The sequence below is a fragment of the Paucibacter sp. DJ2R-2 genome (genome assembly GCF_025717675.1).
In the GTDB taxonomy this organism is placed as follows: Bacteria; Pseudomonadota; Gammaproteobacteria; order Burkholderiales; family Burkholderiaceae_C; genus Paucibacter_A.
This window is the reverse complement of sequence record NZ_JAJIRT010000009.1, coordinates 57271-76309: the sequence shown is the minus strand read 5'-3', so window position 1 is coordinate 76309 and position 19039 is coordinate 57271. Positions and strand designations below refer to the sequence as shown.

Genomic DNA, 19039 nt, shown 5'->3' with positions numbered 1-19039 from the left:
AGTCTACAAGCTGCCGCTGCCACCGGCCTCGCGGGCGCGCAGAGCCTGCATCCAGCCCGATTGCGGAAACTGCCGCACCCAGGCCTCGACCTCACCGGCCGGCATGGCCTCGGCGATGCCATTGCCCTGGCCGTGGATGCAGCCCAGGCGCAGCAGGGCGCGTGCATGGGCCGCGGTCTCCACGCCTTCCGCCACCACCGTGCAGCCAAAGTTGCGCGCCAGGCCGATCACGCCTTCGACCAAGGCGCTGTCCTGGCTGTTGATCAACATGTTCTGCACGAAGGAGCGGTCGATCTTGAGTGCATCGACGGGCAGGCGCTGCAGATAGGTCAGGGTGGAGTAGCCGGTGCCGAAGTCGTCCAGGGCAAAGCTGACGCCGTAGCCGCGGCAGCGTTTGATCAGGGCTTGGGTGGCGCTGATGTCGGCCAGGGCGGCGGACTCCAGCACCTCCAGGCACAGGTGGCGGGCCACCGGCTCGCTGTGGCGCTGAATCAGTTCCAGCAGGCGCTGCGCAAAGTCCGGCATCTGCAACTGGCGGGCGGTCACGTTGACGCTGATGTTCAGGCGCAGGCCCAGGGCCAGCCATTGCTCGCTGTGCTTGAGCGCTTGCTCCATCACCCAGTCGCCGACCTGCACACCCAGGCCCGTGCTTTCGATCAAGGGCAGGAAATGCGCGGGGCCGAGCAAGCCGCGCTCCGGGTGTTGCCAGCGCAGCAGGGCTTCCATGCCCAGCACCTGGCCGGTCTGCATATCGATCTTGGGTTGGAAGTGGAGCTGCAACTCGCCCGCATCGAGCGCCTGCTGGACACGAGCCAGCGCGATCAGGCTGGCCTCATTGCGCAAGCGCTTGGCAGTGTCGAAGAGCTGGAATCCTTTGCGGCCGCCGTGCTTGACGCGGTAGAGCGCGTGACCGGCATGGCGCATGAGCGTTTCGGCATCGCTGTCGTCTTGCGGGAACAGGGTCGCGCCAATGCTGGCGCTGAGTTCGCTGATGACAGGGGTGGGCTCAACCAAACTTTGGGGTGTGCAGGCCTCGAGTTGGTAGGGCTGTGCCACCACCGAGAGCAAACGTTCCAGCGCCTGCTGGGCTTCCTCCGGGCCATCGGTGCGCAGCAAGAGGCCGAATTCGTCGCCGCCCAGGCGCGCCACCACATCCGACCATTGCGGGCTGCTGCGCAGGGCGGACTGCAGGCGCTGCGCCACTTGCAGCAAGAGGCTGTCGCCCCGTTCCGGGCCCAGCTCCGCATTGATGTGCTTGAACTGGTCCAGGTCCAGGCGGCAGATGCTCAGGCGAAAACCTTCGCGCTGGCTGCTGTCCAGCCCCTGGCGCAGCAGGCGCATGAATTCATCTTGGTTGGGCAGGCCGGTCAGTGGGTCGAAGCGAGCCTGGCGGTCGAGCAGCTCTTGCTGCTGCAAGGCCAGGGTCAGGTCGGACATGGTGATCACGCGGTAGCGCAGCGGTCCGTTGGGCTCTGGGATGCTGGAGACAGTCAGCTGCAGCTGGCAGGCGCTGCCATCGGCTCGGGCTGCCTGTACGCGGGCCTGCCAGAAACCTTCGCTCAAGAGTTGCTGCTGCAGATGCTCGGGGTTCAGGCCCGAGGTCCGCAGCACCGGCAGGGTCAGCGGCGGGGCCGGCTGTCCGACCAGGTCGTCGCGCTGCAAACCCAGCATGCGGCAGAAGCTGGGGTTGGCATCGAGCACGCGGTAGTCGGTGTCGGTGACCGCCAGGCCCTCGTGCAGATGCTGGAACAAGGCCACGCTCATGCGCTGCCGCTCTTCGGCCTGGTGCTGCCAGTTGACATCGCTGAGCAGGGTCAGCAGACGCAAGCTGTGTCCTTGGGCATCGCGCTGCTGAACGCTGCCCTTGAGTTCGTACCAATGCCATTGGCCGGCCGCCGTATTCAGCCGCAGGGGCTCGAGGAATTCATCAGGCCCGCCGGGTGGCAGCAAGCTCTCGATGGCTTGGCGGCAGCGTTCACGGTCCAAGGGGTGAGCGACGGCCAGCCAGTCGCTGGGCCAGGCATCGCGTTCGGGTTGTGCGCCGGTGTAGCGTACCCAGGTCGGGCAGGCCTGGCTGCTGAGTTGCACCTTGCGCAGGCCGCGTTGGCCGTGGCCGAGGCGCCATTCGGCCAAGCCGATGCCGGTGGCCGCCAGCAGACCTTGCCAATGCCGCCGCTCTTCGTGCATTTCAGCGCGCTGCGCAAATAGCAGGCCTGGCAGCAGGCTCAGGGTGAAGCCGTAAAGCGTCAAAGCGGCGCTCTGCTCGATGCTGCTCAGCGGGGCCAGTGGCCCTTGAGCCTGAGCGGTGGCCAGGCTCAGGCCGCCCAGAATCAGGGGCAGCGTGCCCACGGCGAGGCTGCCCTGGCCGCGCAGGGCCAGGACGCTGAACAAGCCCAGCGTTAGCAGCAGCCAACTCAGGCTGGCGACACCGAGTTGCGGTTCTTGAAGCAACAAGGCCGTGGCTGCGAGGCAGGCCACCGCCAAACTGGCGCTGAGCAGAAGTGCCAGCCAGCTATTTGGAACAGTTGCAATCCCCGCCAGCTTGAATCGGGTCAAGCGCATCAGCAGTGCCGTCAGACCGAGCGCGCCCAGTGCTTGGCCGGTCCAGCTCAGCAAGAGATGGGCCAGGGCAGTGTGGCCGGGCATCAACCCGGCAGCTTGCAGTGCCAGGCAGGCGCCCAAGGCTGAGAGGCCGCTGCCGCACAAACCGCCCAGGACGATCAACTGCACCATGTCTCGGCCGCGCTGCAACGGCGTCTGGAAGCCGACCGATTTGAGCCAGTGCGCGGCGACCCAGGGGCCGAACACCTGGCTGCAAGCCAGGGCCAGGGCCAGCAGGGGTGGGGTGTCCAGCAGCAGGGCGAGCATCAGATTGCCCAGCCAGAGCACTGGCAGGTGGCGCGTGCCCCAGCAAAGAAGGGCTGCCAGCGCCAGACCAGCGGGCGCCCACAGCAAGCCGCCATGGTGAACGAGGGCGCCAGACCCCGAGCCCGCAGCGGGGGTCAGCCGCATCACCCACCAAGCCCAGAGCAGGTGGACCAGCAAGAGCGCCAGCGACTTGAGCAGGCTCTGGCTCGCCGCGGTCAGCGAACTGCGGCGCAAGTAGCTTGGCGTGTGGAGTGGGGAGGTGTCGTCCAAGGCAGTCGATCGCCTGGCTGGCGGCCTGGGCGCGGGAGGTGAACAGCAATTGATCGTTGGGAGCCCAGGGCGCTGCGATGGGCCCGTACCTGCGCGCTGATGCTAGCAGCCCGGCTCAGAAACTCCCCAGCGCGGCCCCCTCCAAACAGGTGGCGCAACTCGAGGGAAACCATCGACCTGAACCGTTGCTCAGGGTTTGTCCGGGCATGAAAAAGCCGCCATTGAAAGGCGGCTTCGTGAACAGCGAGCGGGCCGGGCAGGAAATATGTCTGCGCGGCGCCGGAATCGTTCTTAAACGTGGAAATCAGCGAGAGAAGCGCCGGCGGTAATCGCCGCCTTCAACCATTTGGGTTGCAGGCCGCGGCCGCTCCAGGTCTCGCCGGTCGCTTGGTTGCGATACTTGACTGCGACTTTGGAGGTTTTCGCCGGCTTCGGTGCGCGAGTACTCAAGTCAGCAGCGGTCAGACCAAAATCAGCCATCAGGGAACGGACTTTGGCGATCGCATCGGCGCGCTCGCGTTCCTTGGTTTCTGAAATTTGTTGGTCAAGCGCAGCCCGTTGGGCCAGGAGGTCTTTCAGGGATGACATTGATGCAAATCCTCGCAAGGTTTGGAGTCCCACCATAGGGTTCGAATCATTATAGGCATACAAGCCCTAAATCAAACAAGCCCCATGAAACCCTGCTGTGGTTTGCTACGCAGTATTGCCTACTATTTGCCAAAGCTGGCGCGGCTAAATAGTAAAGCGCTGCACCGCCGCGCTGTATCTGCTGCGGTGCAGCGCAGGGCTTCACTTATAGCCAACCCGATCCAGGATTTGTTGCACCTTCGGCTGGTGGCTGCCCACCACGGCCACAGGAATGGTTTCACTCTTGAAACGGCCCATGGCCTCGAGTGCTGGGTTGGCCGGGCGAACCGAGGCCACGGCCGGCCATTCATTGTTGCCATTGGCGAAGTAGGCCTGTGCGGCATCGCTGCTCAGATACTCGAGAAACTTGATGGCATTGGCGCGGTTCTTGGCATGGCGCGCCACAGCTCCGCCGGCAATATTGATGTGGGTGCCCCAGCTTTGCTGATTGGGGAACACCACGCCAATCTTTTCCACAGCGCTGCGATCATCTGGTTTCTCGGAGCGCATCATGCGCGCGAGGTAGTAGGTGTTGGTGATGGCAATGGCGCATTCACCGCTGGCGACGGCCTTGATTTGATCGGTATCACCGCCCTTGGGTTCGCGGGCCATATTGAGCACCATGCCCTTCAACCATTGTTCGGTGGCCGCTGCTCCCAAATGCTCATACACCGAGCCGAACAGCGACAGGTTGTAAGGATGTGAGCCGGAACGGGTGCACAAACGGCCTTTGTTCTTGGCCGCACCGAGGTCTTCGTAATTGAGGACGTCTTCTTTCTTGACACTCAACTTGTTGTAAACGATCACGCGTGCACGGGTCGAAAGGCCAAACCAAGCTGTGCCTTGTTCGCTTTCTTTGGCACGCAATTGCTCAGGAATGCGTTGGTTCAGCAGGCTGGATTTCACCGGCAGAAACAAACCCTCTTCTTCAGCTTTCCACAGGCGGGCGGCGTCCACCAACAAAACCACATCGGCGGGGCTGGCCGAGCCTTCGCTTTTCAAGCGAGCCAAAAGGCCGGCGTCATCGGTGTCGACGCGATTGATGCGAATACCGGTGGCTTTCGTGAAATTGGCGTACAGGGCTTCGTCGGTTTGGTAGTGCCGGGCCGAGTAAAGGTTCAGTTCCTGATCTTGCGCTTGGACCGTGCTGGCCAGTCCCAGGCACAGCCCCAGGCTCAGAAGCGGGCGGGTCAGTGAAGAGGCAAGGTTTCGCATGAAAGAAAACTCCAAACTGTGTGTGTGCGGCGAAGTTTACATTGAACAAGAATGATTCTTGTTTGTGATTGAAAAACAAGCCCGAACACTGCGGGCTTGTTTCTGCGCTTGCATCGGGAGCGCGGCTTGAGGCTGCTTGCGGATGGCCCGGTGAGGATCACTCCATCAGCTGGTGCTTGCGATCAAGGCGTCGGCGGGACGTAGCGCACCACCGCTTTGGCGCTGCCGCCGAAGAAGAATTGTTGGTGATCCCATCACCTGCGCTGCGCGCAGGTGAGCGCTCCCCGCAATTCTTGCCTTCGGGCCGCTCAGGTCGTTGGCGGGACGTAGCCCGCCACCGCTTCAGCGCCGGCGCCGAAGAAGAACTGCTCCATTTGGCGGGCCAGGTATTGGCGGGCGCGCAGATCGGCCAGATTGAGGCGGTTTTCATTGACCAGCATGGTCTGGTGCTTCATCCACAGGGCCCAGGCTTCCTTGCTGATGTTTTGGTAGATGCGTTTGCCCAGCTCGCCCGGGTAGGGCGCGAAATCCAGGCCTTCGCCTTCTTTGTTCAGGTGGGTGCAGTGAATGGTGCGTGCCATGGTGTATTCCTTCATTTCTCGGGTGTGTGCGCGTTGCTCGGGTTTGCGCCGGGTGGCGCGGACTCTAGCGCGCCGGCAATACCGGGGTGGGCTGTCTGTGTTTGTGAGAGGCTGAGCTCAGAGCTTTTTGACCAGAACCAGGGAGCGGCGGTCCCAGTTGTACTTGCGCTTGCGTTCTTCGGGCAGCCACTCCGGGTCCACGGGGTGGAAGCCGCGCTTGATGAACCAGTGCATGGTGCGTGTGGTCAGCACAAAGATGCTGCTCAGACCTTGCGCCTTGGCGCGCTGTTCGATGCGTTTGAGGATGCGGTCGCCGTCGCCCTGGCCTTGCACATCGGGCGACACAGTCAGCGCCGCCATCTCGGCCGTGCGCGCTTCCACATAGGGGTAGAGGGCTGCGCAGCCAAAGATCACGCCGTCATGCTCGATCACGGTGTAGAGCTCGATGTCGCGCTCGATCTCGGTCCGGTCCCGCTTGACCAGAGTGCCGTCGCGCTCGAACGGTTCGATCAGGGCAATGATGCCGCCGATGTCATCCGAATCAGCCTCGCGCAGGCTTTCCAGCTTTTCATCGACCACCATGGTGCCGATGCCGTCATGGGTGTAGACCTCTTGCAGCAAGGCGCCGTCAACGGCAAAAGGCACGATGTGCGAGCGCTCCACGCCGGCCTGGCAGGCTTTGACGCAGTGCTGCAAGTAGAAGTCGACGTCGATCGGCGGTGTTGCACCGGCCGTCGGCTTGTTCGACCGGGCCAACATGCGCACGGCATCGGCCAGGGCCAGTTCGGTATCGACCGGGCTGTCCGGGTCGTTGGGGTCCTCACGCACGCCGGCCACTTCGCAGACAAACAGCAGCTTGTCCGCTTGCAGAGCGATGGCGGCACTGGTGGCCACATCCTCCATGGTCAGATTGAAAGCCTCGCCGGTGGGTGAGAAGCCGAAAGGGGAGAGCAGCACCACGGCGCCGCTGTCGATGGCGCGCTGGATGGCCGCTGCATCGACACGCCGTACCAAGCCGCTGTGCTGGAAATCCACGCCATCGACGATGCCGACCGGGCGGGCCGTCAGAAAGTTACCGGACACCACACGCACCGTGGCATTGGCCATGGGCGTGTTGGGCAGGCCCTGCGAAAAGGCCGCTTCGATCTCGAAACGCAGTTGGCCGGCGGCTTCCTGTGCACAGTCCAGGGCCACCGCATCGGTCACTCGCACCCCGTGGCTGTACTGCGCCTGCTGGCCCTTGGCCGCCAACTGCTCGTTCACCTGGGGCCGGAAGCCATGCACCAGCACGATTTTGATGCCCATGGCATGCAGGATGGACAGGTCCTGCACAAAGGCATTGAGCTTGCCGGCCGCCACTAGTTCACCGGGCATGCCCACCACAAAGGTCTCACCTCGGTAGGCATGGATATAGGGCGCGACGGAGCGAAACCAGGGAACGAAGGTGTGGGGAAAGACAAGGCTCATGGCCCGCGATTGTGCCGCAGCTCCGGGTCTTCCCTGGGGGGCTTGCGCTTGAACTGGGGTGGGGCGCCCAGGCGAGAAACAGGCTCGTGGATTCGGAGGCGCCTGCCCTTGTTTGGAGCCGGCCGCCGCGGGACAACGATAATCCGCGCCTCGTGAACGCCAAGCCCCCCCATCCCCCTCGTCCGCCGGGCACCGCCCGCCGCGCCCCCAACGAAGCCAACGCAGCCCGTGCTGCCGGGCAGGGCCGTCCGCCGCGTCCACCTCAGCCCGCGCAGACGGGCCAAACGGCGCCTGCCGCCCAGGCCTCGGAAGCTCCGCGCCCTCCGCGCGCCCCGCGCCCACCTCGGCCGCCTCGGCCAGAGAACGAGCGGCCGCTGCCGCCGGCCAACCCGCTGCCGCCCATCACCTTCCCCGAGTCTTTGCCGGTGTCGAGCCGGCGCGATGACATCGCCCAGGCCTTGGCCGAGAACCAGGTCATCATCGTTTGCGGCGAGACCGGCTCGGGCAAGACCACCCAACTGCCCAAGATCGCCTTGGCCCTGGGTCGCGGCCGCGCGAACTCGGGCAAGCTGATCGGCCACACCCAGCCCCGGCGCATTGCCGCCAGCAGCGTCGCCAAGCGCATTGCCGACGAGCTGAAGACGCCGCTGGGCGAGATCGTGGGCTACAAGGTCCGCTTCCAAGACCGCCTGCAGCCGGGCGCCAGCGTCAAGCTGATGACGGACGGCATCTTGCTGGCCGAGACGCAGACCGACCCGCTGCTGAAGGCCTACGACACGATCATCATCGACGAGGCCCATGAGCGCTCGCTGAACATCGATTTCCTGCTCGGCTATCTGCGCGAGGTGCTGCCGCGCCGGCCGGACCTCAAGGTCATCGTCACCTCGGCCACCATCGACGCCGACCGGTTTGCCAAGCATTTCGAGTCTGCCAAGGGGCCGGCGCCGGTGCTGATGGTCTCGGGCCGCACCTTCCCGGTCGAGCAGCGTTACCGGCCGTTTGAAGAGTCGCGCGAGTACGACCTCAACAACGCGATCTGCGACGGGGTGGACGAGCTCTGGCGTGAGGGCGGCGGCGATGTGCTGGTCTTCCTGCCCGGCGAGCGCGAGATCCGCGAAGCGGCCGAGGCCTTGCGCAAGCATCACCCGCCCGGCGTCGAGGTGCTGCCCCTGTTCGCCCGCTTGTCGCAGGCCGAGCAGGACCGCGTGTTCGAGCCTCATGGTCAGCGCCGCATCGTGCTGGCCACCAATGTGGCCGAAACCTCGCTGACGGTACCCGGCATCCGCTACGTCATCGACCCTGGCACCGCACGGGTCAAGCGTTACAGCTACCGCAACAAGGTCGAGCAGCTGCAGATCGAGCCGGTCAGTCAGAGCTCGGCCAACCAGCGCGCGGGCCGCTGCGGCCGGGTGAGCAACGGCATCTGCATCCGTCTCTACGACGAGAAGGACTTCAACGAACGCCCGCGCTTCACCGACCCGGAAATCCTGCGCAGCTCGCTGGCCGGCGTGATCCTGCGCATGAAGTCGCTGGGCCTGGGACAGGTCGATGAATTCCCCTTCATCGAGCCGCCGCCACGCAAGGCCGTGGCCGATGGTTACCAGCTGCTGCAGGAGTTGGGCGCGGTCGATGATTTGAACGAGCTGACGTCCTTGGGCCGCGAGCTGTCCAAGCTGCCGCTGGACCCGCGCGTCGGCCGCATGATTTTGGAAGCCCGCAACCGCGAGGCGCTCAACGAGGTGCTGATCATCGCCAGCGCGCTCTCGGGCCAAGACGTGCGCGACCGGCCCATGGAGCAGCAACAGGCGGCCGACGAGAAGCACAAGAAGTTCGACGACGAGAAGAGCGAGTTCCTGGGCTACCTCAAGATCTGGAAATGGATCGAGGAGGCCAAGGGCGGGCACGGCGAGCACAAGCTCAGCAATCGCCGCTACGAAGCCCTGCTGCGAGAGAACTTCATCAGCCCGCGCCGCGTGCGCGAGTGGAAGGACATTTACTCCCAGCTCCATACCGTGGTGGCCGAGCAGGGCTGGCGCCTCAATGGCAGCCCCGCCACCTACGAGCAGTTGCACCTGTCCATGTTGGCCGGCCTGCTGGGCAATCTTGGCCTCAAGAGCGAGGACGAGGACTGGTACCTGGGCGCACGTGGCATCAAGTTCTGGCGCCATCCCGGCGCTCACCTGAGCAAGAAGCCGGGCCGCTGGATCGTCGCCGCCGAGCTGGTGGACACCACGCGGCTGTTCGGCCGCGGCATTGCCGCCATCGAGCCGCAGTGGCTGCCCGGCATTGCCGGCCATTTGATCAAGACCCAACTGCTGGAGCCGCATTGGGAGAAAAAGGCGGCCGAGGTGATCGCGCTCGAGCGCGCCACGCTCTACGGCATCGTCATCTACGCCAACCGGCGCGTGAACTTCGGCAATGTCGATGCCAAGGCGGCGCGCGAGATCTTCATCCGCGAGGCCCTGGTCAATGGCGAGTGGGAATCGCGCCTGCCTTTTCTGGCCCACAACGAGCGCCAGATCAAGAAGGTCGAGGAGTTGGAGCACAAGTCGCGCCGCCAGGACGTGCTGGTCGATGACGAGCTGATCTACGCCTACTACGACAGCCAGCTTCCCGCCGAGGTCTGCTCGGGCGCCACGTTGGAGCGCTGGTATCGACAGGCCAGCAAGGCCGAGCCTAAGCTTTTGCATCTGAGCCGCGAGGAGCTGATGCGCCACGAGGCGGCCGGCGTCACCACCGAGGCCTTCCCCAAGACCCTGCGCCTGGGCGGCGTTGACTGCACGGTCAGCTATCTGCACGAGCCCGGCGATGCGCGCGACGGTGTCACTGTCAATGTGCCCATCTTCGCGCTCAACCAGGTCAGCGAGGAGCGCTGCGAGTGGCTGGTTCCCGGCATGTTGGCGCAGAAGATCACCGCCTTGCTCAAGAGCTTGCACCAGCGCCCGCGCTCGCGCCTGGTGCCGCTGCCCGATTTTGTTGCCGAGTTCATCGCCAGCAACCCCTTTGCGCAGGGCGCCTTGGTCGAGGTGCTGCTCAAGGCGGTCAAGGAGCGCAGCCAGCTGGCCGTGCAGCGCAATGACTTCAAGCTTGAGCAGCTGCAGCCGCATCTGTTCATGAACTTCCGCGTCGTCGACGAACATGGCCGCCAGCTCGGCCAGGGCCGCAATCTGGCGGCTTTGAAGTCGGAGCTGGGTGGCCAGGCACGCTCGGCTTTCCAGGCACTGGCGGCGCTCAAGCTGCCAGCTTCTGCGCCTGCTTCCGAGCCGCTGCCGCCAGTGGCGAAAGGTGGCATTCGCGCCGAGGTGGTGCAAGCCAAGAAGCCGGTGCAGGAATCCGCCAAGACCTACACGGCTTGGACGTTTGGCGAGCTGCCCGAGCTGATGGAAGTCAGCCGCGGCGCGCAAAGCCTGATCGGCTTCCCGGCCCTGCTGGACCGTGGCGCGCATGTCGAGATCGAGGTCTTCGACGAGCCCGATGTAGCCGCCGCCAAACATCGCCTGGGCCTGCGTCGCCTGGTGGCGCTGCAGCTCAAGGAGCCGCTCAAGTTCCTGGAGAAGAACATCCCCGACCTGCAAAAAATGTCGGTGCTCTTCATGAGCTTGGGCACGGCCGAAGAGCTGCGCGACCAGATCATCGGCGTGGCCCTGGACCGGGCCTTCCTGGCCGAACCTTTGCCCAAGGACGAGTTCAGCTTCAAAACCCGCATCGAGGAGGGGCGCAGCCGCCTCAATCTGATCGCCCAGGAAGTGGCGCGCCAGACCGGCGTGGTGCTGCAGGAGCTGCATGCGGCGCAGAAAAAACTCAAGGACGCGCGCGCTGGCAAGGAGGCGGCCGAGGACATCACGGCCCAGCTGCAGCGCCTGTGCCCGAAGAACTTCGTCAGTACCACGCCCTGGGCACAGCTGCAGCACCTGCCGCGTTACCTCAAGGCCGTGACCGCCCGCCTGGACAAGCTGCGCGCCGATGCGGCCCGTGACGCCAAGTTGCTGAGCGAACTCAAGCCCCTGGAGCAGCGCTATCTGCGCCGCGTCATCGAGCTCAAGGGCACGGCGGACGCACGTCTGGCCGATTTCCGCTGGCAGCTGGAGGAGTTGCGTGTCAGCCTCTTCGCTCAGGAGCTGCGCACGCCCCAGCCGGTCAGCGTCAAGCGCCTGGACAAAGTCTGGGCACAGCTGCAGGGCTGAGTCCAGACTTTGCGGCGAGACTGACATCTGCCCGCAGGGCATGCCAGGTCGGAGCCACAAAGTCTGGGCACAGCTGCAAGGCTGAGGCCTGGTGGGGAAATAGGCCGCCTTTCCCACCCAGCTTGCTGCAACTGCCGTGCCGGGCTTTGTGTCCAATAGGGCGATAACGATCCATGATGTCCTGTTGGGGCCCGCTTTCCTGTGTCTGACGCTTCTGCCTCTTCCTCATCGACTGACAAGCCCGCGGTGGCGGCCGCGCCCATGCGCCGTTTCGGGCGCTTCGAGCTGCGCGCCTTGTTGAGCAAAAGCGCGCGCAGCATGTTGTGGGTGGTCTATGACGCCCGCCTGGGGCAGGAGCTGTTTCTCTGCATGCCACGGGTGGCGCCCAACAGTGCCGCGGCGACTGCGCATTGGCAGAAGATGGCCCAGGCCGCCTCGCGCGTGCAACACCCCAATCTGGCTCACGCCATTGAAATTGGCCAGGTCGAACAGTGGCCGTTTGTGGCCTATGACCGCGCCCTGGGCGAAACCCTGGACGAGCGCCTGGCGCGCCAGAGCGCGCCGCTGCCGGTGGAGGCGGCCGACTGGATCTGCCAATACCTCGAAGGCCTGGCCTTTGCCCATGAGGCCGGGCATGCGCACCGCGATGTCCAATGCGCCACGCTGATCATCGGCGCCAACAACCAGGTCCGTGTGCTGGGCCTGGAGGTGGCGCAGGAGGTGTTTCCGGCGACCGTGGACTTCAACACCGTCACCCGCCGCGCCGTGCGCGAGTCGGCGGCCGAGGATGTGCTCTGCGTCGGCCTGCTGCTGCATCGAATCCTCAGCGGCCGGCCCGTGCTGGAGCAGAGCGATCTGCAGGCCGTCGTACAGCAGATGCAGCCGCTGGGCCGCGAACTGGTGCGCCTGGGTTGGGAAACGCCGCACCCCATCCCCGACCCGCTGCGCGCCATCAGCAACCGCGCCACCGACCGCCAGGCCCGCCAGCGTTATCACATCGCCCGCACGCTCTTGCGCGCCCTGGACGGTTGGCGCACCACGGCGGCCAGCGACCAGGGCGGCCCGATCGCCTTGCTGATGGACAAGCTGCAGCGCATCGGCCATCTGCCCAGCAGCAGCCCCGGGCTGAGTCGCATCGCCCAGTCCTCCAGCATGGAGCGCCAGCACACCAGCGCCTTGTCGGCCTTGGTGCTGCAGGACATGGCGCTCAGTCTGGAGCTGCTGCGCCGGGTCAACAATTCCTTGAAGCAAAGCGGTGCGGCCGTCGATGGCACGGTGCTCAATATGCAGCGCGCCATCGCCATGCTGGGTCTGGACGGCGTGCAGCAGGCGGCGCGTGCACTCAAGCCCTGGCCCGGTCCGCTGAGCGAGTTGCAGGCCACCATGCTGCGCAGCCTGATGAAGCGCGTGCACCGCGCCGGCCAGATCGCCCAGGTGCTGCGCCCGGCCGGCTATGACGGCGAGGTGGTCTACCTGATCACGGTGATGCAGAACCTCGGCCGCCTGCTGCTGCAATACCACTTCCCGGACGATGCCCAGCAGATCCGCCAGCTGATGCAGCCGCCTGAGCCCACCGAGGACCAGCCCCATCCCCAGGGCATGAGCGAGCAGGCCGCTGCCTATGCCGTGCTGGGCTGCGATCTGGAGGCGCTGGGCGCGGCCGTGGCCAAGCATTGGAGCCTGGGCGAGGAACTGGTCCACATGATCCGTCGCCAGGCGCCTGAAGCGGCCGTGCGCCACCCCAACAATGACGCCGACCTGCTGCGTCTGACCTGCAGCCTGGCCAATGAGCTGGTCGATGCCCTGACCCAGGTCGAGGCGCGCCGCCAGCCCAGCGTGGAGGCGGCCACCCGTCGTTATGCCCGCGCCCTGGGCTTGGGGCTGCAGGACATCAAGCTGGCCCTCAACCCCGAGACACCGCCCCCGGCCACCTTTGATGCCCAACAGCCTCCGCCCTTGAGCGAGGGGCCCCGGGCGTCAGCCTTGCGCAAGCGCTTGACCGGTGGCAATGCGCCGCCTGCAGCCGGCGGTGGTGCTTGAACGCCGTGGTGCAGCAAATGAAGTCCGCTCCATAGCCCACCCGCGTCTCTGCGCTGCTCGCCTGAGGACCCCGAATTGCCCGCCATGCTGCCCGATCTCCCTGCTGAAGATGCCGCCGACGCTGGCGACTCGGGTGCCTACACCATGCCCGCGTCTCTGAGCGATCTGCATGTGCCGCAGCTGGGCCGCTTCCATTTGCTCAAGCGCCTGGGTGAGGGGGCGCAGGCCACGGTCTGGCTGGCCCATGATCCACGCCTGGACCGCGAGGTGGCGCTGAAGGTCTTGCACCCGCCCAGCGACGGCCGCAGTGTCGACGAATGGCTGCACGAGGCGCGCGCCGTCAGCCGCCTCCACCACCCGAATATCGTGCCGGTGTTTGAGGCCGACATCCAGGACGGCCAGGCCTATCTGGTGTTCGAATATGTTGCCGGCGGCTCCTTGGCGGACCGCTTGCGCCGTCAGGTGGACAGTGGCGGCGCCTTGCCGGCCCGTGTGGCGGTCGAGCTGAGCCTGGGCCTGCTCGACGGTCTGCAGGCGGCCCACCAGGCCGGCGTGGTGCACCGGGACCTCAAACCGAGCAACATCTTGATCGACGCCAAGGGCCGGCCGCGCGTGATGGACTTCGGCATCGCCGGGCGCCTGAGCGCGCCGGAGAAGGGCGCGCAGGCCCAGGCGCCGCAGCGCATCGTCGGCACGCCCGCCTATCTGTCCCCCGAGGCGGCGCGTGGCGAAGCGCCGTCTCCCGCCATGGATGTGTTCGCCGCCGCCATCCTTCTGGCCGAGATGCTCAGTGGCCAGCGCCTCAATCACGATGCCGATCCCTGGGCCTCGGTGCGCCGGCTGCGCGAGCAAGAGCTGCATTTGCCGCCGGGCCTGGGCCCCGAGGTGGACGACGCCTTGCGCGCCATCGTCCAGCGTGGCCTGGCTCGCGAGCCGGCCCAGCGCTGGCCCAGTGCCCAGGCCATGCACGATGCCCTGGCGCACTGGCTGCACCCCGAGGCTGCGCCAGAAGCGGCCGCCGCCCAGGGCGAGGGCGCGGCCCTGGAATTCCTGCTGCGCCGCATGCGCATCAAAAGCGACTTCCCGGCCATGAGCCAGGCCATCAGCCGCATCCAGCGCCTGACGCAGTCCGAGCATGAGAGCCTGACCAGCCTGTCCAACGAGATTCTCAAAGACGTTGCGCTGACGCAAAAGCTGCTGCGCCTGGTCAACACCGTGCAGTTCCGCCACACCAGCGGTGGCGCCCAAGGCGGCGGCATCAGCACGGTCTCGCGCGCCGTGGCCCTGATCGGCTTTGGTGGCATCCGCAATCTGGCCCTGTCCCTGATCCTGCTCGAGCGCATGGAAAACAAGGCCCATGCCCAGGCCTTGCGCGAGGAATTTCTGCGCTCCTTGATGGCCGCGTCGCTGGCGCGCGAGCTCTGTGTCAACAGCCCGGAAAGCGAAGAGGCCTTTCTGGCCGGCATGTTCTATCACCTGGGCCGTTCGCTGACCGAGTTCTATTTCCCGGAAGAAGCACGCCAGGTCCGGCGCATGCTCAGGCCGGAAGCCAGCGAAGCCGGCGAACGCCCGCTGCCGGCCCTGAGCGAGGCCAGCGCCTCCATCCAGGTCCTGGGCATGAGCTATGAGCAGCTCGGTCTGGGCGTGGCCCGCCAATGGGGCCTGCCCGATGGCTTGCAGGAAAGCATGCGCCGGCCCGGCGGGGAGCCGCCGCAGCGCTGGGTCGAAAAACCGTCCGAACGCCAGCGCTGGCTCGCCCATGCGGCCAATGCGGTGGCCGACGTGATCCTGCACACCGAGCCGGAGCAAGCCCATGCCAGGGTCCACGCCATGGCCCAGCGGCACGCCCGGGCCCTGGGTGTCAGCGCCGCCGATTTCGACCAGGCGGCCGACCGCGCCCGTGCCCGCCTGAGCGAGATGGCCGAGGCCATGGGCATCGCCCTGCCCAAGGGCTCGCCGGCGCGCCGCTTGCTGGCGCCGTTGCAGCCGGCGCCCGACGATTCCTTGAGCCCACACCAGCTGCAAGCCACCCAGGTGCTGGAGCCCACGCTCAGCCTCAGCGGCCAACAGCTGACGCGCGAGCAGGCGGTGGAGATGATGGCTTCAGGCATCCAGGACATCACCAATGCCATGGTGGACAGCTTCAAGCTCAATGAAGTGCTGCGCATGATTCTGGAAACCATCTACCGTGCCATCGGCTTCCGGCGCGTGGTGTTCTGCCTGCGCGATCCCAAGAGTGAACAACTGACCGGTCGCTTCGGCCTGGGCGAGGGAGTGGAGGCCGTGGTGCCGGCCTTCCGTGTGCCGCTGCGCCTGCCCAGCGGCGGCGCGGTGGACCTGTTCACGGCGGTCTGCCACAAGGGCGCCGACACCTTGATTGCCGACGCCTCGGCTGCCAATATCGCCGAGCGCTTGCCAACCTGGTACCAGGGGCCGGTGGCCGCGCCAAGCTTTCTGCTGCTGCCCATGCTGCTCAAGGGCCAGCCTTTCGCCATGATTTACGCCGACAAGGCCAGGGCCGGCGCCATCGACCTTGGCGAGAAAGAGCTGGCCTTGCTGCGCACCTTGCGCAACCAGGCAGTGATGGCCTTCAAGCAGGTGAGCTGAGCCCCCCCTGCTGGCCTTGCGGGGTGAGGGTTTTCCTGGCTCGGCTAGACTGCGGGCCCCTTTCCAGAAGCTCGTCCAGCCGCCATGTCCAGCCCCGTTCAAGAAGCCACCGTGTTGCAAGCTCTGCAGACTGTGATCGACCCCAACACGGGCAGCGATCTGGTGTCGGGCAAGCAGATCAAGAACCTGCGCCTGAGCGCCGGCAATGTGGCCTTTGAGGTGGAGCTGGGCTACCCAGCCGCCAGCCAGCATGCCGCCCTGCGTGCCAGTCTTGAGGACGCTGTGCGCACCTTGCCCGGTGTCGGCCAGGTGAACATCACCATCGGCAGCAAGATCGTCGCCCATGCGGTGCAGCGCGGTGTGCAGCTGCTGCCGGGCGTGAAGAACATCATCGCCGTGGCCTCGGGCAAGGGCGGGGTGGGCAAGAGCACGACCGCCGCCAATCTGGCGCTGGCGCTGGCCGCCGAGGGCGCGCGCGTCGGCGTGCTGGACGCCGACATCTACGGCCCCAGCCAGCCCCTGATGCTGGGTGCTTCGGGCCGACCCGACAGCCTGGACGGCAAGCTGATGGAGCCCAAGCTGGCCCATGGCCTGCAGCTGATGTCGATTGGCTTCCTGGTCGAGGACGACCAGGCCATGATCTGGCGCGGCCCCATGGCCACGCAAGCCCTGGAGCAGCTGCTGCGCCAGACCCGCTGGCAGGACTTGGACTACCTGGTGGTGGACATGCCGCCCGGCACCGGCGACATCCAGCTGACCCTGAGCCAGCGCGTGCCGGTGACCGGCGCCATCATCGTCACCACGCCCCAGGACATCGCCCTGATCGATGCCAAGAAGGGTTGGAAGATGTTCGAGAAGGTCGGCGTGCCCATCATCGGCCTGGTCGAGAACATGGCCGTTCACATCTGCACGAACTGTGGCCATGCCGAGCACATCTTCGGTGCCGACGGTGGCAAGAAGATGGCCGCGCAGTACGGCCTGGACTATCTCGGCGGCCTGCCCCTGGCCTTGTCCATCCGCGAGCAGGCCGACGCCGGCCGGCCCTCGGTGGTGGCCGAGCCCGAGGGCGAGATTGCTGTGCTCTACAAGGCCCTGGCGCGCAAGGTGGCGGTCAAGATTGCCGCTCAGGCCAAGGATTACTCGGCCAAGTTCCCGACCATCTCGATCTCCAAGGACAGCTGAGTTCGGCCGGCCAGGCCCTTGGCTTGGTGGTGAATTTTCCCGCATGCCGTGAATGCCCTCAGGTCTGGGCCGGGCTGACCGAAAGCCTGTAAGTACCGCAAGCCGAGATGCCCCGCCACGATGCGGGTCGCCGCTGCGGTCGTCGTTGTCGCGGCTTGCCAGGTGCGCGAACAGGGAAGGACGACAGTGGGCGATGCAGCCGGCGGCCGATTCAGGGTGCCGCGCCGGCAACGCCGTACCTGCCTCGTGCCGCTCCCCCCGCCCGGTGCCGCGATCCGCTCTGAGTTTCGGTCTCGGTCCAAGGGGTTTTGCATGAAAACGATCAAGCAGATGTTCTCTGCCGCCACACTGGTGCTGGCGGCCCTGGTACTGCTCTTGCTGGCGTCGGTCTATGAGCTCAATGCTGCCGGCGTTGCACTGTCGAAGGCTCAGGAGGCGCGCTATGTGTCATCAATGCTGGCTGATGAGCTGCGCCAGAGTTCCGACGATCTGACCCGGCTGGCGCGCACCTATGTGATGAGCGGTGACCCGGTCTGGGAGCAGCAGTACTTTGAGGTGCTGGACATTCGCAATGGCAAGAAGGCGCGCCCGGCCGGCTACGAGAAGATCTACTGGGACTTCCGTGCCGCTGGCCGCGATCCCGCCTCGGGCGCCAAGGGCGGCACGATGGAACCCTTGCTGCAGACCATGAAGAAGGCCGGCTTCACCGAGGCCGAGTTTGCCAAGCTCAAGGAGGCGGCTGGCAACTCGGACGACTTGGTCAAGACCGAGACCATCGCCATGAATTTGGTCAAGGGCCTCTATGAAGACGGCAATGGCGGCTACACCAAGAAGGGGGAGCCCGATCTGGCCAAGGCACAGGCCATGATGCATGACAAGAACTACCACCAGTACAAGGCCAAGATCATGGCGCCGGTGGACGAATTCTTGCGCTTGCTGGATGGCCGCACCGAGGCCGCGGTCAGCGAGGCGCTACAAGCCGAGTCGCGCTGGTTCAAGGTCGTGTTGGGTCTGATGCTGGCGCTGGCGGGGGCGACCTTGGGCCTGCTTTGGTATGCCAAGCATTGGGTCAATCAGCGTCTGGGCGCTGAGCCCTTCGAGGTCGTCGCGGCCGTGCAGGTGATCGCCGACGGCAATCTGGCCCAGCGTCTGCGCAACCAGAGCAGCGATGCACAGAGCGTGATGGGTGTGCTGGCCCAGATGGTGGATAAATTTGCCGATGCGGTCAGCCAGGTGCGCAATGGCACCGACGGTGTGGCCACCGCCAGCGCCGAGATCGCCCAGGGCAACAACGACCTGAGTGCGCGCACCGAGCAGCAGGCCAGCAATTTGCAGCGCACGGCTTCATCCATGGACGTGCTGGGCAGCACCGTGCGGCAGAACGCTGACAACGCGCGCAGTGCCAACCAGCTGGCGGTCAGCGCCAGTTCGGTCGCCATCCGGGGTGGCGATGTGGTGAGCCAGGTGGTCGACACCATGAAAGGCATCAATGACAGCTCGCGCCGCATTGCCGACATCATCAGCGTGATCGACGGCATCGCCTTCCAGACCAACATCTTGGCGCTCAATGCGGCGGTGGAGGCGGCGCGCGCCGGCGAGCAGGGGCGGGGTTTCGCAGTCGTTGCCAGTGAAGTGCGCAGCCTGGCTCAGCGCAGCGCCGAAGCGGCCAAGGAGATCAAGCAGTTGATCAATGACAGCGTGGAGCGGGTCGAGCGTGGCACCCAACTGGTCGATCAGGCCGGCTCCACCATGGAGGAGATCGTCGCCTCGATCAAGCGGGTCACCGACATCATGGGCGAAATCAGCACCGCCAGTGGCGAGCAGAGCGCCGGGGTGGCGGAGATTGGCCAAGCCGTCACCTTGATGGACCAGAGCACACAGCAAAATGCGGCTCTGGTGGAGCAAAGCGCGGCCGCGGCCGAGAGCCTTCGTCAGCAGGCCAATACCTTGCAGCAGGCGGTGGCGGTCTTCACCTTGCGTTGAGCCGCGCGCCCCAGC

Annotated in this window: 10 protein-coding genes; 5 read left to right on the top strand and 5 right to left on the bottom strand. The window is 65.7% G+C overall.

Annotation, left to right across the window (positions count from 1 at the left end):
* Positions 1 to 3: 3 nt before the first annotated feature.
* The 5 genes from LNV28_RS19125 to argA form a co-directional block, all read right to left on the bottom strand.
* Positions 4 to 3138: a putative bifunctional diguanylate cyclase/phosphodiesterase gene (locus LNV28_RS19125; protein WP_263519619.1), complete on the bottom strand. Its 3135-nt coding sequence runs from the start codon at positions 3136 to 3138 to the stop codon at positions 4 to 6.
* A gap of 291 nt (positions 3139 to 3429) precedes the next feature.
* On the bottom strand, positions 3430 to 3726 hold the full coding sequence (locus LNV28_RS19120) for an H-NS histone family protein (RefSeq protein ID WP_263519620.1): 297 nt from the start codon (positions 3724 to 3726) through the stop codon (positions 3430 to 3432).
* Between the two features lie 201 nt (positions 3727 to 3927).
* Positions 3928 to 4980, bottom strand: coding sequence for an extracellular solute-binding protein (locus LNV28_RS19115; protein ID WP_263519621.1), 1053 nt, complete (start codon positions 4978 to 4980; stop codon positions 3928 to 3930).
* Positions 4981 to 5288: 308 nt separating this feature from the next.
* Positions 5289 to 5561, bottom strand: coding sequence for an oxidative damage protection protein (locus tag LNV28_RS19110; protein WP_263519622.1), 273 nt, complete (start codon positions 5559 to 5561; stop codon positions 5289 to 5291).
* 117 nt (positions 5562 to 5678) lie between these two features.
* Positions 5679 to 7028, bottom strand: a complete 1350-nt coding sequence (gene argA, locus LNV28_RS19105) for an amino-acid N-acetyltransferase (RefSeq protein WP_263519623.1) — start codon at positions 7026 to 7028, stop codon at positions 5679 to 5681.
* A 152-nt stretch (positions 7029 to 7180) separates the two neighbouring features.
* Here argA and hrpA point away from each other — a divergent pair, with 152 nt between their 5' ends.
* The 5 genes from hrpA to LNV28_RS19080 all read left to right on the top strand — a co-directional run bounded on the left by hrpA (position 7181) and on the right by LNV28_RS19080 (position 19024).
* Positions 7181 to 11212, top strand: a complete 4032-nt coding sequence (gene hrpA / locus LNV28_RS19100; protein ID WP_411969995.1) for an ATP-dependent RNA helicase HrpA — start codon at positions 7181 to 7183, stop codon at positions 11210 to 11212.
* Positions 11213 to 11413: 201 nt separating this feature from the next.
* On the top strand, positions 11414 to 13252 hold the full coding sequence (locus LNV28_RS19095; RefSeq protein ID WP_263519624.1) for an HDOD domain-containing protein: 1839 nt from the start codon (positions 11414 to 11416) through the stop codon (positions 13250 to 13252).
* Positions 13253 to 13336: 84 nt separating this feature from the next.
* Positions 13337 to 15859, top strand: coding sequence for a serine/threonine protein kinase (locus LNV28_RS19090; RefSeq protein WP_263519625.1), 2523 nt, complete (start codon positions 13337 to 13339; stop codon positions 15857 to 15859).
* Positions 15860 to 15943: 84 nt separating this feature from the next.
* Positions 15944 to 17041: an iron-sulfur cluster carrier protein ApbC gene (gene apbC, locus LNV28_RS19085; RefSeq protein WP_263519626.1), complete on the top strand. Its 1098-nt coding sequence runs from the start codon at positions 15944 to 15946 to the stop codon at positions 17039 to 17041.
* Between the two features lie 312 nt (positions 17042 to 17353).
* Positions 17354 to 19024 (top strand): methyl-accepting chemotaxis protein, encoded by a 1671-nt coding sequence (locus tag LNV28_RS19080; protein ID WP_263519627.1) that lies wholly within the window; start codon positions 17354 to 17356, stop codon positions 19022 to 19024.
* Positions 19025 to 19039 lie beyond the last annotated feature (15 nt).

Bases quoted from the DNA above. Each gene is read 5' to 3' on its own strand.
- LNV28_RS19080 (WP_263519627.1), top strand. From the start codon at position 17,354: ATGAAAACGATCAAGCAGATGTTCTCTGCCGCCACACTGGTGCTGGCG.
- argA (WP_263519623.1), bottom strand. From the start codon at position 7,028: ATGAGCCTTGTCTTTCCCCACACCTTCGTTCCCTGGTTTCGCTCCGTC.
- LNV28_RS19110 (WP_263519622.1), bottom strand. From the start codon at position 5,561: ATGGCACGCACCATTCACTGCACCCACCTGAACAAAGAAGGCGAAGGC.
- LNV28_RS19090 (WP_263519625.1), top strand. From the start codon at position 13,337: ATGCTGCCCGATCTCCCTGCTGAAGATGCCGCCGACGCTGGCGACTCG.
- LNV28_RS19120 (WP_263519620.1), bottom strand. From the start codon at position 3,726: ATGTCATCCCTGAAAGACCTCCTGGCCCAACGGGCTGCGCTTGACCAA.
- LNV28_RS19115 (WP_263519621.1), bottom strand. From the start codon at position 4,980: ATGCGAAACCTTGCCTCTTCACTGACCCGCCCGCTTCTGAGCCTGGGG.
- apbC (WP_263519626.1), top strand. From the start codon at position 15,944: ATGTCCAGCCCCGTTCAAGAAGCCACCGTGTTGCAAGCTCTGCAGACT.